Here is a 15,126-nt window from a genome sequence, read left to right as displayed (position 1 = left end):
CAAGCCCGCTCCCACGACGCTCCCACGACGCCTGAATGCAAAAAGCCCCGACAAGTCGGGGCTTTTAGTTCAACTGCAAGGCTTACTGGTTGACGGTCTTGCCAGCCACCACTGCCTCGGTCTTGCCCTTGTCCAGCACCAGCGACTGGTAGTACGCCGCGCCTTTTTCGGCGTCGTACATACCCTGCCACTTGGCGATGACCACGGCGGCCAGGGCGTTACCCACCACGTTCAGCGCGGTACGGGCCATGTCCATGATGCGGTCGACACCGGCGATGAAGGCCAGGCCTTCCAGCGGGATACCGACGCTGCCCAGGGTGGCCAGCAGCACCACGAAGGACACGCCCGGTACGCCGGCGATACCTTTGGAAGTGACCATCAGGGTCAGCACCAGCAACAGCTGCTGGCTCCAGGACAGGTCGATGCCGTACAGCTGGGCGATGAAGATTGCCGCGATGCTCTGGTACAGGGTCGAGCCATCGAGGTTGAACGAGTAGCCGGTCGGCACCACGAACGAGCAGATCGACTTCGGCGCACCGTACTTTTCCATCTTCTCGATCACGCGCGGCAGCACGGTCTCGGAGCTGGAAGTGGAGTAGGCGAGGATCAGCTCGTCTTTCATGATGCGCATGATCTTGATGATCGAGAAGCCGAACACGCGCGCCACCAGGCCCAGCACCATGAAGGCGAAGAAGGCAATGGCGAAGTACACCAGCAGCACCAGCTTGGCCAGCGGCAGCAAGGAGGCGAAGCCGAAGTTGGCGACGGTGGCGGCGATCAGGGCGAACACGCCGATCGGGGCGTAGTTCATGATCATGTGGGTGACCTTGAACATGGTCTCCGACACGCCCTGGAAGGTGCGCACCAGCGGCTCGCGCAGCTCGGCGTTGAGGCTCGACAAGCCCATGCCGAACATGACCGAGAAGAAGATGATCGGCAGCATTTCGCCACGCATCAGCGCTGCGAAGATGTTCGACGGGATCAGGTTGAGCAGGGTTTCGATGAACGCGTGCTCATGCTGCACCTCGGCCGCGGTGGCCTGGTACTTGGAGATGTCGACGGTGCCCAGGGTGCTCATGTCGATGCCGGCGCCCGGGTGGAACACGTTGGCCAGCACCAGGCCGACGACGATCGCGATGGTGGTCACCACCTCGAAGTAGAGGATGGTCTTCAGGCCGATGCTGCCCAGTTTCTTCGCGTCGCCAACTCCGGCGATACCCACGATCAGCGACGAAATCACGATCGGGACAACGATCATCTTGATCAGGCGAATGAAGATGTCGCCGGCCGGCTGGAGGACGTTGCTGATCCACCATGCCTTTTCTGCACTGAAATGATTCAGTAGCGCGCCGACTGCAACGCCCAGCAACAGACCGATGACGATCTGCCAGGCGAGGCTCAGTTTTGCCTTCTTCATGTCATTACCCTTTGTTGTAGTGGTCAAGGACGCCAACCGCTAAGCCGCGTACCAGAGCCGTTTAAAGCGTGATGGCAACACGAGCTTGGCGTGCGGTGGCCCCATGAAAGGACACCGCGAGCACATCTTTCGAGTGCTTGGGCCAGGGAAAAAGGCGGCAACTATTGCGATGGGAAGGAGGGCAGTCTAATGCCGGAAACGAGTACCCCATGCCGAATCGGCATGAGACCAGAACCCGAAATCGAGCATCGCCAAGCCCTTGATTTTCAACGTTCGGATTTCCGAACAAGACCAAAGCGCCATAATTCGGCAGATTTGACGGCGTGCGTACGGGGGTTTGAATGGCGTGTTCGACAATCCGAATGGCTGAAATGCCACTGAACCTGAGCTATCAGTCAGGCTAAAAAATTTCGATGTACGGTCAAGACAAAATGTGTCTTTGGTGAAAAGACGTACATATATAAGGAATGAGTCCTACAAAAAGGCACCTCGGAAGCCAGATCGGTCTCTGATCCCTGTAGGGCATGACCGATCTGCAGCTTCCGATGCCACCTTCGCCTGACCCGGCCCATTACGGAGGTACTCCCTGTACCCCTAGGCCACTCCGATCCTGCAACAATCAGAACAGCCCGGCCCCCTGGTCATGCGCTGCCCCTCCTCGGGGCGGCGCATCATAGAAGCCAGAAAGATAGAAAGGTTCAGCTTCTATTTCGTGACAGTGCGTACCCGCAGGCCTTGAAGGGCTCAGTACCAGTTCGGGTCGCGCTTGAGTTGCTCCTGCAGCAAGGCTTTCATGCCGTCGTCAGGTTTGCCCAGCCACCGATAGTCCGCATGGCGGGTGGGCGACTTGTCCGAGGGCAGGCCTTCGGGTACTTCCACGAGCATCCCGTAGGCAGTGTCCTTGTCCCAGCTGAACGCCACGATCAGGCGCTTGTAGGTGCAGGTGCTGTCGGCCTCGCACAATGGGCCGACCAGATACTGCTCGCCGTCCTCGGTGACTGCCGACATCTGCAGCGGGGCGCTGCCGGTGAGGTTGATCACCCACTCGGGCAAACGCTCCTCGCCCTTGATCGTGTGCTGCCAGGTTTGCTGGTATTCGCGGTCCGAGCCTAACAACTGGTTGGCCCGGACCTGGCCGTCATTGGCCGCCAGCGCCAGGCTGCCGGCGCCCGCAAGCAGGGCACCGGCCAAGGCTTGGCAAAGCATCCGCTTCATGGTTCAACCCCTGCCTCGTCCAAAGAAGAAAGAAGCCACGAACAGCACCAGGAAGACGATGAACAGGATCTTCGCGATACCGGTCGCCGCGCCAGCGATACCACCGAAGCCCAGGACCGCGGCGACAATGGCGATGATCAGGAAGGTGATAGCCCAGCTCAGCATGATGTTTCTCCTTTCGTGTGCAAAATCGTTGGTGGTCTAGAACACCCAGCGTTGCTCGGGCTGGACGTTCTCGACCCGTGCAGGGGTGGTGTCACCCACCGGCAGCGGCTCCAGTGCCGTGACCTGCGTGCTCACACGGCTCGCCTTGAGCTGCGTCAGCACCAGGGTCTGCGCCGCGACCTGGTCGGCCAGGCGAGCGGTTTGCCAGCTGTAATAGAACTGGCCGGCTGCCAGGGTGATCAGCAAAGCCGCACCGAGGAACAGCAACTGGCGCAGGGGCAGTACGGCGTACTGCGTGCGGTTGACGGGTGGGTGATTCATGCCGGCTCCTCCTGCTGTACTTGTTCTTGAAACCTGAACAGGTATTTGCAGCTCGCGTGCCAGTCTTTTTAGGCATATAAATTTCAATAAAATCAGATAGTTATGAAATTCTGCGAAATAGAGCGGGGCGTATCCTGCACGATGGCCTGCAAACGCGTCGGGCGATTTGCACGATTCACCCTCGCGCCTGGCCCACACTTTGGGGCGGGTGGCATCCATCAACGCTCTGCGCAACCGTCATGATGGCCATTCCCTTGCAACCAACTCCCAAGTTATCAGTCACTTAGTCACCATGAAGGCAACCGGCTAGCATGCAGGGCGTCGGATCAATCAGAATCAACCATGCAACTTGCCCGATTTTTCCGACACTAATTGAGATCTATCCCAAAGGAGCGCAGGAAAATGGAATCAGCCCAGGACAACCAAGGCCGCATTCTGCTGGTGGACGATGAGTCCGCCATCCTGCGTACCTTCCGCTACTGCCTTGAGGACGAGGGCTATAGCGTGGCCACCGCCAACAGTGCCGCCCAGGCCGAGGCCCTGTTGCAGCGCCAGGTGTTCGACCTGTGCTTCCTCGACTTGCGCCTGGGCGAAGACAACGGCCTCGATGTACTGGCGCAGATGCGCGTCCAGGCCCCCTGGATGCGCGTGGTGATCGTCACGGCCCATTCGGCGATCGATACCGCCGTGGACGCGATCCAGGCCGGCGCCGCCGACTACCTGGTCAAACCCTGCAGCCCCGACCAGCTGCGCCTGGCTACCGCCAAGCAACTGGAAGTGCGCCAGCTGTCGGCGCGCCTGGAAGCCCTGGAAGGCGAGCTGCGCAAACCCAAGGACGGCCTCGACTCCCACAGCCCGGCCATGATGGCCGTACTGGAAACCGCCCGGCAGGTGGCGACCACCGACGCCAACATCCTCATCCTCGGCGAGTCGGGCACCGGCAAGGGCGAGCTGGCCCGCGCCATCCATGGCTGGAGCAAGCGCGCGCGCAAGGCCTGCGTGACCATCAACTGCCCCTCACTGAATGCCGAGCTGATGGAGAGCGAGCTGTTCGGCCACACCCGGGGCGCCTTCACCGGCGCCAGCGAAAGCACCCTCGGGCGGGTCAGCCAGGCTGACGGCGGTACCTTGTTCCTCGACGAGATCGGCGATTTTCCCCTCACATTGCAGCCAAAACTGCTGCGCTTCATCCAGGACAAGGAATACGAACGGGTCGGCGACCCGGTCACCCGCCGGGCCGATGTGCGCATCCTGGCGGCGACCAACCTCAACCTGGACGAGATGGTCCGCGAGAACCGCTTCCGTGAAGACCTGCTCTACCGCCTGAACGTGATCACCCTGCACCTGCCACCGCTGCGTGAGCGCAGCGAGGACATCCTGACCCTGGCCGAGCGCTTCCTCGCCCGCTTCGTCAAAGAGTATTCGCGTCCAGCCCGTGGTTTCAGCGACGAAGCCCGCGCAGCACTGCTCAACTACCGCTGGCCAGGCAACATCCGTGAGCTGCGCAATGTGGTCGAGCGCGCCAGCATCATCTGCCCGCAGGAGCGCGTGGAAATCAGCCACCTGGGCATGGGCGAGCAGCCTGCCGGCAACGCACCGAAGGTCGGCGCCGCACTGAGCCTGGACGAACTGGAGCGCGCCCATATCGCGGCGGTGCTGGCGGCCAGCGACACCCTCGACCAGGCCGCCAAGACCCTGGGCATCGACGCCTCCACGCTGTACCGCAAGCGCAAGCAGTACAACCTGTGAAAACGCCGATGAAGCTGCGCACGCGGCTGTTCCTGAGCATTTCGGCGCTGGTCACGGTGGCCCTGCTGGGGCTGCTGCTGGGGCTGGTCAGTGTGCTGCAGATGGCAACCATGCAGCAGCGCCTGGTGCAGGACACCTCCCACACCCTGGAGCTGGGGCTGAAGCTGCGGCAGAACCTGGGCGAGCAACTGACCCTGATGCTCGACGAGGACACTACCGCGCAAAGCCTGGCCAGCTTGCAGAGCGAGTTCCAGGCCCTGCTCACCCAAGGGCTGGAGCAGGGCGGCGAACGTACCGGTTTCAGCAAGGCCGCCAGCCATTACCAGGCATTCCTCCAGGCCTACCGGGAGAGCCCGGCCCCCGCTCGCAGCCTGGGGGCCGAGCAACCCCTGGGTGCGGCCTTCAGCCAGTTGCGCAATGACCTGCTCGACTCGCACAAGCAGGCGTTGGAGCACATTACCCGCAGTGAGCAGACGTCCCGCGACCGTGCCCTGCTGATCAGCGGGCTGCTTGGCCTGATGGGCCTGGCCGTGCTGGTGCTGGGCTTCATCACCGCGCACAACATTGCCCGGCGCTTCGGCCAGCCCATCGAGGCTCTGGCCAAGGCCGCCGACCAACTGGGGCAAGGCAACTTCGACGTGACCCTGCCCGTCACCCAGGCCACCGAGCTGAACCAGCTGACCCGGCGCTTCGGGCTGATGGCCGATGCCCTGCGCAAGCATCAGGCGACCAACGTCGACGAACTGCTCGCGGGCCAGCAGCGCCTGCAAGCGGTGCTCGACAGCATCGACGACGGCCTGCTGATCATCGACCGCCAGGGCCGCCTGGAGCACCTCAACCCGGTAGCCCAGCGCCAGTTGGGCTGGGACCACGGCCGCCTCGGCGCGAGCCTGGCCGAAGCGCTGCAACGCCCGGAGCTGGAGCAGCAATTGCGCCAGGTGCTGCGCGGCGGCAGCCTGGATCGCCCGCCCGACGACCTGAGCCTGGAGGTGGACGAAGAAAGCCGCCTGCTGACCTACAGCCTGACCCCGGTCAGCCACCCGCAAGGGCCGATCCTCGGTGCGGTGATGGTGCTGCACGATGTCACCGAACAGCGCGCCTTCGAGCGGGTGCGCAGCGAGTTCGTGTTGCGCGCCTCCCACGAGTTGCGCACCCCGGTCACCGGCATGCACATGGCCTTCGGCTTGCTGCGCGAGCGGGTCAGCTTCCCGGCCGAGGCCCGTGAACATGACCTGCTTGAGACCATAGGCGAGGAGATGCAGCGCCTCACCCAACTGATCAACGACCTGCTCAACTTCTCCCGCTACCAGAGCGGCCTGCAAAAGCTGGAACTGGCGCCCTGCGCACTCGACGACCTGTTCGAACGCGCCCAGGCCCGCTTTGCCGAGCAGGCTGCGGCAAAACAGATCGAGCTGATTCGCGAACTGGAACCGCCACTGCCGCGGATCCAGGCCGATATCGCTCAGCTCGACCGGGTGCTGGACAACCTGCTGCACAACGCCATCCGCCATACCGCCAGCGGCGGGCATATCCGCCTGCATGCACGGCGGCACGCGGAGCGGGTGATCGTCAGCGTCGAGGACAACGGCGAAGGCATCGCCTATGGCCAGCAGGGGCGGATCTTCGAGCCGTTCGTGCAGGTCGGGCGCAAGAAAGGCGGGGCCGGCCTGGGCCTGGCGCTGTGCAAGGAGATCGTGCAGTTGCACGGCGGGCGCATGGGAGTGTTCTCACGGCCGGGGCAGGGGACACAGTTCTACATGGCGTTGCCGGTTTGAGTGCAGCGCCGGCCTGAACGCTTGGGCTTGGCTCACCGGCCTCATCGCCGGCAAGCCGGCTCCCACAAGGATCACCGTAGCCCCTGTGGGAGCTGGCTTGCCAGCGATGGGGCCCCAAGCGCAGCAAAACGTTCAAGGCTCATCATCGATCCGCCGCCCCGCCACCCGCCGCCCGCGGGTGATCAACTCGGCGAACTGGCGGGCGTTGAGCGGGTGGGCGAACAGCCAGCCCTGACCGTAGTTGACCCCTTCGCTGCTGAGGAACTGCGCCTGGTCCTCGCACTCGATACCCTCGGCGATCACCCGCAGGTGCAGGTCATGGGCCATGCGGATGATGTGCGGGGCCACGCCACTGCTGGCGGCGTCGTGGCCAAGGGCGTCGATGAACGCCTTGTCGATTTTCAGGCAGTCCACCGGCAAGGTCTGCAAGTAGGCCAGGCTGCAATAGCCAGTACCGAAATCGTCGATCAGCACCTGATGCCCTTCCGTACGCAACGCCTGGAGGTTGTCCCGGGCCACCACCACGTCGATCAGCCCGCGCTCGGTCACCTCAAAGGCGATCTGGTTGGCGGCCACCCGATGCTGCGCCAGCAGCCGCGCGGCCACCCGGCCGATGCGCGGCTCCATGACATCACAGGCCGCCAGGTTCACCGAGATGTACAGGTGGCGGTTGGCGCGCAGCAGCTGGCCGAGCTGTTCAAGCACGCGCTGAAGGACAAAATCGGTGATCTGGCGGATCTGCCCGGTATTTTCCGCCAGCGGGATGAACAGCTCCGGGCTGGTCAGGCTGCCGTCCGGGCGGCGCCAGCGGATCAGCGCCTCGGCCCCCACACAGCGGCGGCTGTCCAGTTCGATGATCGGCTGGTACAGCACCTGCAGCTCGCCCCGGCGCAAGGCCTGCTGCAGCTCGGAACTCATCGAGCGGCGCTGCTGGATCAGTTGCAGCACCAGCCAGCCAATGCAGCAGGCCAGCACCAGGCTGCCTGGGAACAGCAACCAGAGCAGCCCGTTGAGTTTGAGCGGCAGGCTGGCCCGCGGGGCGATCAGCACCAACTGGTAGTCCGGCGACTTGGTGGCCATGCGATAGACCAGTCGATCATGCAGTTCCAGCAGCGACTTGTGCGACGGCGGCGGCCAGTCGGCAGTGGGCGGCCAGGCCTGCGGTGGACCGAGCACCGGGATCGCGCGGTTGCCGCGGTCAAGCACCACCAGCAGGCTGCCGCCCGGCGGCAGGTCGACCACATCGCTCAGATGACCGCGCGAGGTCGATACCAGGAAATTGCCACGGCCAAGCATCAGGGCAGCCAGGTTTTCATTGGGTTCGGTGGTGGTGTTGAGCCAATAGCTGTAGGTCGGCCCTTCTATATCCGGCGCGCGCAAGGGCTCGATGACCCGCTCGCCGCCGCGGTTGGAGCAGGCCGACTGGCCATCGGCATAGGCCGCCTCGTAGATGAACCGCGACTTCAGCGCCACCTGCTGCAGCAGGGCCTGCATCGGCGGGCCACAGCCGCGCAGCGATTGCGACTGCAATTGGTCGACCCCTTCACGTAACTGGCCGAACACCTGCTCCAGCCGTTCGAGAAAGCGCTCGCCACGGGCATTCATCTGTGCGCTTTCACTGTCCTTCATCTGCTGCAGGGTCACACCGACACTGGCGGCCAACAGCAGCGCAGCGCTGCCCAAGGCCGCGAGCACTGCGAGCAGCCAAGGGTGGTGAAAAAATTGACGCACTGAGGCGTTAGGGGCAGGCATGCGCGGCATCCAGTTGAATACCAAAGGTATAGCAACTGAATGCGTCGCCAGCTTTGCCGTTCGGAAGACGGCGCCGCCAAGCAGCCCCCACAAGGTTCAACGTTTGCGGTTGAGCACCTGGAGCATGGCGGCCGTCTGCGCATCCGGCTGGCCGTCGAAACGCTGCGGGCGGAAGCGCATCTGGAACGCCGCGATGACGTGGCGCGTGGCCACATCGAGCTCGCCGGTCTGGTCGATGGCATAGCCGAAACGCGCGAGTTGCTGCTGGTACCAGGCGACGGTCGGCGGATTGGCATCGAAGTAGGCCTGTTGGCGCGCCACCGACGCGGCGTCCGGCCAGATGCCCAGCCCGGCATCGGCCAGGCGCTTCCAGGGGAACAGCGGCCCTGGGTCGAGCTTGCGCAGGGGGGCGATGTCGCTGTGGCCGATGATATGGCGTGGGTCGATATTGTTACGCTTGACGATGTCCTTGAGCAGGGCGATCAGCGCCTGCACCTGGGCTTCGCTGTAAGGGTGCCAGACCCGGCCAGCCGGCGTGTCGGTGTAACCCGGGTTGACGATCTCGATGCCGATGGAGCTGGAATTGAGCCAGGTGCGGCCTTGCCACTGGCTGTCGCCGGCATGCCAGGCGCGACGGTTTTCGTCGACCAGCTGGTAGACCGTGGCCGGACCATCGCCGATCAGGTAGTGGCTGCTGACCTCGCCGTGGGTCAACAACGCCAGCGAGCGCTCCAACGAAGCGTTGGTGTAATGCACGACGACGAACTGGATGCGGCTGTCCTGGTTGACCGAGGGGTGGCTGCGGTCGATGCGCAGGCCGCTGGAACAACCGGCCAGGGCCAGCAGGAGCAGGGTGGTGATGAGTGTTTTCATTGCAGGGAGCACGTCATGATGAGCGACAACAGCGCTACAGTATAACGTGCTCCTGATCTGGCGTTAGCAGGATCTATTCATCCCTGCTCGACGCGATTGCGCCCTTTGTCCTTGGCCCGATACAGGGCTTCGTCCGCGCGCTTGAGCACCTGGTCGCCACGCTCGCCGGGGCGGAAGGCGCTGAGGCCGATGGAAGTGGTGATCACCACCCGCTCGCCTTTAAAGTGGAACGGGCAGGCTTCGATCGCCGCACGCAGTGCTTCGGCAACTTGCGCCGCAGCGGGCGGTGAGGTTTGCGGCAACAGCAGGACGAATTCCTCACCGCCGAAGCGGGCGATGAAGTCCCGGCCACGCAGGCGTTTGCGCAACTGGTCGGCGACGATCTTGAGCACTTTGTCGCCTGCCAGGTGACCATAGCCATCATTGATGCGCTTGAAGTGATCGAGGTCGAGGATGGCCATCGCCAGGTGGCCACCATTTTCATGCCAGTCGAGCACTTCCTGTTCGACCCGCTCCGACCAGGCCGCGCGATTGGGCAGGCCAGTCAGCGGGTCGATCATTGCTTTCTGCCGCTGCTCTTCAAGGTGCTCGCAGTAACCCAGGGCCTCCTGCTCCATGCTCGCCACACGCTCGGCCAACCCATGCAGGCGACCAGCCAGCTCCTGCTCGCGACGGTCACGCTCGTGCTGGTGGTCGTCCATGGTCACCAGCAAACCTTCCAGGCGGCCTTCCAGAATGTGCTTGAGGCTGTCCAGATCGGCAGCACCCTGCACGCTGCTCTGCAGGCCGTCGACCTGCTCGCGCAGCTGGCTGTCCAGCTCGCGGGCAGCGGAACTGTTATCGGCATGGCCAGTGCTGGCTTCGTGCAGATGGCTCTGGAAGCTTTCCAGGCGTTCGTTGAGCTGTTGCAGGTAGGCTTCGAACTCGTGCTGGCCACTGTCGGTAATGGCCAGCATCAGCACCGCCAGGTCATCCAGCACCGGGATCAGTTCATACCAGTTGAGGCCGCGCGCCACGCGCTCGCGCATCTCCAGGGCCTGGGCCTTGTGGCGCTCGGGCAGGCTGAGGTCGTCGAGCAGGCCGATCAAGGTCTGCTCGATATGGGCGGCCACCTGGCTGTAGGGCGGCTCGACTGCGTCGGGCAGGGCATACGGGCCGTCTTCGCCGGCCAGCTCTTCGAGTGTCTGTACCGGAGCTGGCTGGGTGACTTCGGGCACTACCTCGGCAGGCGATAGCGCAGGCTCGTCAGATAATGGCGCAGGCTCGGTCGCCTGCGGCTCGATGACCGGCGTCTCGGGTTGAGGCTCAGGCTCGGCTTGCGGCCGGGGTGCCGAGTAAATTTCTTCGACGGCTTCGACCAGTACCGGGCCCGATGCCTCTATTATCGGCTCCTGCGGTGGGGCGGGTACGCTGGCCGCAAGCGGGTGGAGCTCGTCGGCATCCTGCGGTTGCGTATCCGGCTCGGCAACCAGGCCTGTACTTTCCTCAGGCTGAGCGGGTTGTGGGGCGGTTAATGGCGCAGGCTGGAATTCACCCTGCGCTTCATCGCGACCACCGAACAGGCGCTGGAGAAAACCCGGACGGGCCTCGTCGTCGGTTTTTTGCACCGCACTCAAGGCGCGCCCTTGCAGGCCGCTGAGCTCACCCAGCAGCGGCGGCAGTTCGCGGGACTGACTGACGCCGCCGTCGAGTTTTTTCGCCAGTTTCTTCAGGGGCCGCGACACTTCACCCGGGAGCGGCAGGGCCTGCAGTTGGCTGACCAGTGCTGTCAGCGCGTCGCTGACCTGGTTCATGCGGGTTTCCCGGCGCTGCTCGGAATCGAGCACGGCCTTTTCCAGGCGCGGGATCAACCCGGCGAGCCCGGCGTCCATATTGTCGCTGCGGATGACTTCGCGCATTTCCTTCATGCACTGGTCGACGATCTTGTCGCTACCTTCCGCTGCCAGGGTGCTGCGCACCAGGCCGCGACGCAGCAGGTCGAGCCGGGCGTCCCAACGCCGTTCGAGCTTTTCCTGCTGTTCGATGCTTTTAAGGTATTTTTCTTTCCAGCGCTCGGCTTCTTCGCTCATGCCTGAATCCGCAAAGGGTGATCGCATCTAGCCCTGTGATGACTGGATTTCGGCACAAGTCCCCAACACTTGAACGCGCCGATCACATACGCAGGCCTAGCTCAGGACCGGCAGCGTATCCACAGTCAGGGCATCAGGCAATCGGATCTCGACGGCGACGGGCAGGTGATCGGAAATCGGTTGTGCCAGCACCTCGACCCGTTCCAGGGTGAGGCTCGGGCTGAGCAGGATGTGATCGAGGCAGCGCTGTGGCCGCCAGCTCGGGAAGGTGGCCTCGACCTGGGGGGCAATCAGGCCCAGATCGCGCAGCGGCGAGTGCTCGAGCAGGTCGGTGGCGTGGGTGTTCATGTCACCCATGAGGATCTGATGACGGTAACCGCCGATCAGCTCACGAATGTAGGCCAGTTGGCGGGCGCGGGTCTTGGCACCCAGCGCCAGGTGCATCATCACCACGATCAGCGCGTCGTCACCTTCGCCGAAGCGCACAAGGATCGCACCGCGTCCGGCCGGGCCGGGCAGCGGGTGGTCTTCCAGGTGCTGGGGCTTCAGGCGGCTTAGTACGCCGTTGCTGTGCTGGGCGAAACGCCCGAGGTTGCGGTTGAGCTGCTGGTACCAGTAGGGGAAGGCGCCCAACTGGGCAAGGTGCTCCACCTGGTTGACGTAGCCTGAGCGCAGGCTGCCGCCATCGGCCTCCTGCAGGGCCACCAGGTCGAAATCGCCCAGCAGGTCACCGATTTTCTGCAGGTTGCCCGCTCGCCCGGTATGCGGCAGCAGGTGCTGCCAGCTGCGGGTCAGGTAATGACGGTAGCGCTCGGTGCTGATGCCGACCTGGATGTTGAAACTGAGCAGCCGCAGGCGACCATCCTCTGGCAGGCCAGAGGCCTGCAGGTGATGTTCGTTGACCTGCGGCTGATGCAGGCCGACGCCACGGGTGGGGCGCAAGCGAGCCATGGGGTACGCCGCTTACTTAGCGGCGCGCTCCTTGTCGATCAACTGGTCGGCAACGTTCAGTACGCCCTCCGGACCACCTGCGGTGCCCAGGTCGAAGCGGTACTTGCCGTTGACCACCATGCTTGGCACGCCGGTGATTTCGTACTTCTTGGCCAGTTCTTTGGCCTGGTTGACCTGGCCCTTGATGGCGAAGGAGTTGAAGGTGGCAAGGAACTTGTCCTTGTCCACGCCCTGGGTAGCCAGGAAGTCGGCCATGTCTTGCGGGTCGGTCAGGCGCTTGCGCTGGTTCTGGATGGCATCGAAGACCGCGGCATGCACCTTGTGCTCGACGCCCATGGCTTCGAGGGTCAGGAACATCTGGCCGTGGGCATCCCACGGGCCGCCGAACATGGCGGGGACGCGCTTGAAGTTGACGTCCTTGGGCAGCTTCTCGGCCCAGGGGTTGATCACAGGTTCAAAGTGGTAGCAGTGCGGGCAGCCGTACCAGAACAGCTCGACCACTTCGATCTTGCCCGGCACGGACACGGGGACGGGGTTGCTCAGCTCGATATATTCCTTGCCGGCGGTGGCAGGCTCCGCGGCCTGTACGGCGGTCATACCGAACACGCTGGCGGCGACCAGCGCAGCGCTGAGAATCAGTTTACGCATGCTTTACTCCTGAGCAGTCTTTGGTCGCCTCGACGCGACCTGTCTGGGACAGGCCGGGAAGGGCGTGAGTTCTGTAGTGTACGACCCTGAACGAAAAAAAGGGCAGCACGGGCTGCCCTTTCATCTTTGTCGCACAGCATTAACCCATTGTTAACGCTGGGGGCTGAGTACTTTTACCGGCCTCATCGCCGGCAAGCCGGCTCCCACCCTGACCGTACATGCCCATGCCATGCGCTAAGGCTGTGGGAGCTGGCTTGCCAGCGATGAGGCCAGGACATGCAAACAAGACAGTTGCTCCCACAGGGTCAGTGCAGCCCCTGAATGTAGCTGGAGAGTGCCTCGATATCCTTGTTGCTCAGCTTGCCGGCGATAGTGCGCATGGTCATCGCGTCGCCGTCGTTGGTGCGGTTACCTTCACGGAAATCCGTGAGCTGTTTGGTCACGTACTGCGAGTGCTGGCCACCGAGGTGCGGGAAGCCGGCCAGGGCGATGCCTGCGCCGTTGGGCGAGTGGCAGCCGGTACAGGCGGGCATGCCTTTCTCCAGGTCGCCGCCGTTGAACAACGCGCGGCCACGCTCCACCAGTTTAGGGTCGGCGGCACCGACACTGCCTTTCTGGCTGGAGAAGTACGCGGCGATATCGGCCAGGTCCTGGTCGCTGAAGTTGGCTAGCATGCCCGTCATTTCCAGCACGGTACGCTTGCCGGCCTTGATATCGTGCAGCTGTTTTTCGAGATAACGTTCGCCTTGGCCGGCGAGTTTCGGGAAGTTCGGCGCCAGGCTGTTGCCGTCGGGGTTGTGGCAGGCGCCACAGACGGCCGTCTTGGCCTGGCCAGCGGCAGCATCGCCTTTGATGGGTTCGGCAGCAGTGGCCGCACCCGCGACACCCATGGTCAACAGCAGACTCACGACTAGTTTGTTCATCAGCTAATCCAACACGGCTAAGGGTGAAATGTTATGTATCGGGACTGCCGCTCATCCAAAGGATGACCAATCGGTAGTCCTCGGCACTGCAGTCCATGCACAATCCACGCGGCGGCATAGCCTTGAAACCCTGTGTAACATGCGCCACCAGTTGCGCCATGCCTTGCGCCAGCCTTGGCTCCCAGGCCGCCCGGTCACCCCGTTTGGGGGCCTGTGGCAACTGTCCGGCGTGACAGGCCGCACACGTGCGGTTGTACAACGCCTCGGGATCCTGTGTAGCCTGTGCGCTGAAATACGGCAGGAACATACCGACAGCAAGCAGCCATTTCGCCATGCGGAACGACCTGACAGGGTTGGGGGCCGCGCTGCGTTCTGTTGCGCGAGCTATTGTTCGGCACCCCATGCCCGTTCTCCTTCGCTGGGAGAATGAGCACACAAAAACTGGGGCATTATATACTTCCGTCATCCAAACGGAAACGACACCGCTTGCCGCGCCTGGGCCAACCGTTCCAGTGCCGGGCAACACCCACATCGGATATCCCATGCAAGTCAAGAACCCCATCCTCGGCCTCTGCCAGAAAGCCACCTTCGCCCTCAGCGCCGCCAAGGTCGAACAATGCCCTGAAGACCAGGGTTACGAGGTGGCCTTCGCTGGCCGTTCCAACGCCGGCAAATCCAGCGCCCTCAACACCCTGACCCATGCCAGCCTGGCGCGGACTTCCAAGACCCCAGGCCGCACCCAGCTTTTGAATTTCTTCAGTCTGGACGATGAACGGCGTTTGGTCGACCTGCCGGGCTACGGTTATGCAAAAGTGCCGATCCCGCTCAAGCAGCACTGGCAAAAGCACCTGGAAGCCTACCTGGGCAGCCGCGAGTGCCTGCGCGGGGTGATCCTGATGATGGATGTGCGCCATCCGATGACCGACTTCGACAAGATGATGCTCGACTGGGCCAAGGCCAGCGGCATGCCCATGCACATCCTGTTGACCAAGGCCGACAAGCTGACCCACGGTGCCGGCAAGAACACCCTGCTCAAGGTGCAGTCGGAAATTCGCAAGGGCTGGGGCGACAGCACCACCATCCAGCTGTTCTCGGCGCCCAAGCGCCTGGGGCTGGAAGAGGCATATCGCGTGCTGGCGGACTGGATGGAGCTGGAAGACAAGCCGGTGGCCTGAGGCGGTACCCGCTTTTGTAGGAGCAACTGTCTTGCTCAACTGCTAAAGCTAGCGCGATCCCTGTGGGAGCGGGCTTGCCCCGCGAACACGGGC

14 protein-coding genes are annotated in these 15,126 nt (G+C 63.3%); 3 read left to right on the top strand and 11 right to left on the bottom strand.

Annotated features, from left to right (window positions below):
• Window positions 1–82: 82 nt before the first annotated feature.
• The 4 genes from gltP to F6X61_RS20840 all read right to left on the bottom strand — a co-directional run bounded on the left by gltP (window position 83) and on the right by F6X61_RS20840 (window position 3,118).
• Window positions 83–1,417, bottom strand: a complete 1,335-nt coding sequence (gene gltP, locus F6X61_RS20855) for a glutamate/aspartate:proton symporter GltP (protein ID WP_153788283.1) — start codon at window positions 1,415–1,417, stop codon at window positions 83–85.
• Window positions 1,418–2,161: 744 nt separating this feature from the next.
• Window positions 2,162–2,632, bottom strand: a complete 471-nt coding sequence (locus F6X61_RS20850) for an inhibitor of vertebrate lysozyme family protein (protein WP_153788281.1) — start codon at window positions 2,630–2,632, stop codon at window positions 2,162–2,164.
• 3 nt (window positions 2,633–2,635) lie between these two features.
• On the bottom strand, window positions 2,636–2,797 hold the full coding sequence (locus F6X61_RS20845) for a DUF1328 domain-containing protein (RefSeq protein WP_003252966.1): 162 nt from the start codon (window positions 2,795–2,797) through the stop codon (window positions 2,636–2,638).
• 36 nt (window positions 2,798–2,833) lie between these two features.
• Window positions 2,834–3,118, bottom strand: a complete 285-nt coding sequence (locus tag F6X61_RS20840; protein ID WP_153788280.1) for a hypothetical protein — start codon at window positions 3,116–3,118, stop codon at window positions 2,834–2,836.
• 402 nt (window positions 3,119–3,520) lie between these two features.
• On the opposite strand from F6X61_RS20840, the gene algB reads away from it, so the two are divergent.
• Together algB and F6X61_RS20830 are read left to right on the top strand one after the other, a co-directional pair.
• On the top strand, window positions 3,521–4,867 hold the full coding sequence (gene algB, locus F6X61_RS20835; protein ID WP_153788278.1) for a sigma-54-dependent response regulator transcription factor AlgB: 1,347 nt from the start codon (window positions 3,521–3,523) through the stop codon (window positions 4,865–4,867).
• An 8-nt stretch (window positions 4,868–4,875) separates the two neighbouring features.
• Window positions 4,876–6,642, top strand: a complete 1,767-nt coding sequence (locus F6X61_RS20830; RefSeq protein ID WP_371923740.1) for a KinB sensor domain-containing domain — start codon at window positions 4,876–4,878, stop codon at window positions 6,640–6,642.
• Window positions 6,643–6,774: 132 nt separating this feature from the next.
• On the opposite strand, the gene F6X61_RS20825 is transcribed toward F6X61_RS20830, so the two are convergent.
• From F6X61_RS20825 to F6X61_RS20795, 7 genes are all read right to left on the bottom strand, one after another.
• A complete protein-coding gene (locus F6X61_RS20825; RefSeq protein WP_371923739.1) occupies window positions 6,775–8,403 on the bottom strand; it encodes an EAL domain-containing protein in 1,629 nt (542 codons plus the stop codon).
• A gap of 87 nt (window positions 8,404–8,490) precedes the next feature.
• On the bottom strand, window positions 8,491–9,267 hold the full coding sequence (locus tag F6X61_RS20820; protein ID WP_218575548.1) for an N-acetylmuramoyl-L-alanine amidase: 777 nt from the start codon (window positions 9,265–9,267) through the stop codon (window positions 8,491–8,493).
• A gap of 77 nt (window positions 9,268–9,344) precedes the next feature.
• Window positions 9,345–11,336 carry a diguanylate cyclase gene (locus F6X61_RS20815; protein WP_153788262.1) on the bottom strand — a complete coding sequence of 664 codons (1,992 nt, stop codon included), beginning with the start codon at window positions 11,334–11,336 and terminating at the stop codon, window positions 9,345–9,347.
• A gap of 96 nt (window positions 11,337–11,432) precedes the next feature.
• Entirely contained in the window at window positions 11,433–12,287 is an 855-nt protein-coding gene (locus tag F6X61_RS20810) for an endonuclease/exonuclease/phosphatase family protein (protein ID WP_110995023.1), read from the bottom strand.
• A 12-nt stretch (window positions 12,288–12,299) separates the two neighbouring features.
• Window positions 12,300–12,935 (bottom strand): thiol:disulfide interchange protein DsbA, encoded by a 636-nt coding sequence (dsbA, locus tag F6X61_RS20805; protein ID WP_110995022.1) that lies wholly within the window; start codon window positions 12,933–12,935, stop codon window positions 12,300–12,302.
• A 305-nt stretch (window positions 12,936–13,240) separates the two neighbouring features.
• Complete coding sequence (locus F6X61_RS20800) at window positions 13,241–13,858, bottom strand: cytochrome c (protein ID WP_110995021.1); 618 nt, start codon at window positions 13,856–13,858, stop codon at window positions 13,241–13,243.
• 31 nt (window positions 13,859–13,889) lie between these two features.
• Window positions 13,890–14,192 carry a cytochrome c5 family protein gene (locus F6X61_RS20795; RefSeq protein WP_110995057.1) on the bottom strand — a complete coding sequence of 101 codons (303 nt, stop codon included), beginning with the start codon at window positions 14,190–14,192 and terminating at the stop codon, window positions 13,890–13,892.
• A gap of 208 nt (window positions 14,193–14,400) precedes the next feature.
• Here F6X61_RS20795 and yihA point away from each other — a divergent pair, with 208 nt between their 5' ends.
• Window positions 14,401–15,033: a ribosome biogenesis GTP-binding protein YihA/YsxC gene (gene yihA, locus F6X61_RS20790; RefSeq protein WP_125462081.1), complete on the top strand. Its 633-nt coding sequence runs from the start codon at window positions 14,401–14,403 to the stop codon at window positions 15,031–15,033.
• The last annotated feature ends 93 nt before the right edge of the window (window positions 15,034–15,126 follow it).

Source organism: Pseudomonas sp. EMN2, assembly GCF_009650555.1.
GTDB lineage: Bacteria > Pseudomonadota > Gammaproteobacteria > Pseudomonadales > Pseudomonadaceae > Aquipseudomonas > Aquipseudomonas sichuanensis.
Note: the sequence above shows the minus strand (reverse complement) of the source record. Positions and strands in the feature narration are given on the sequence as shown.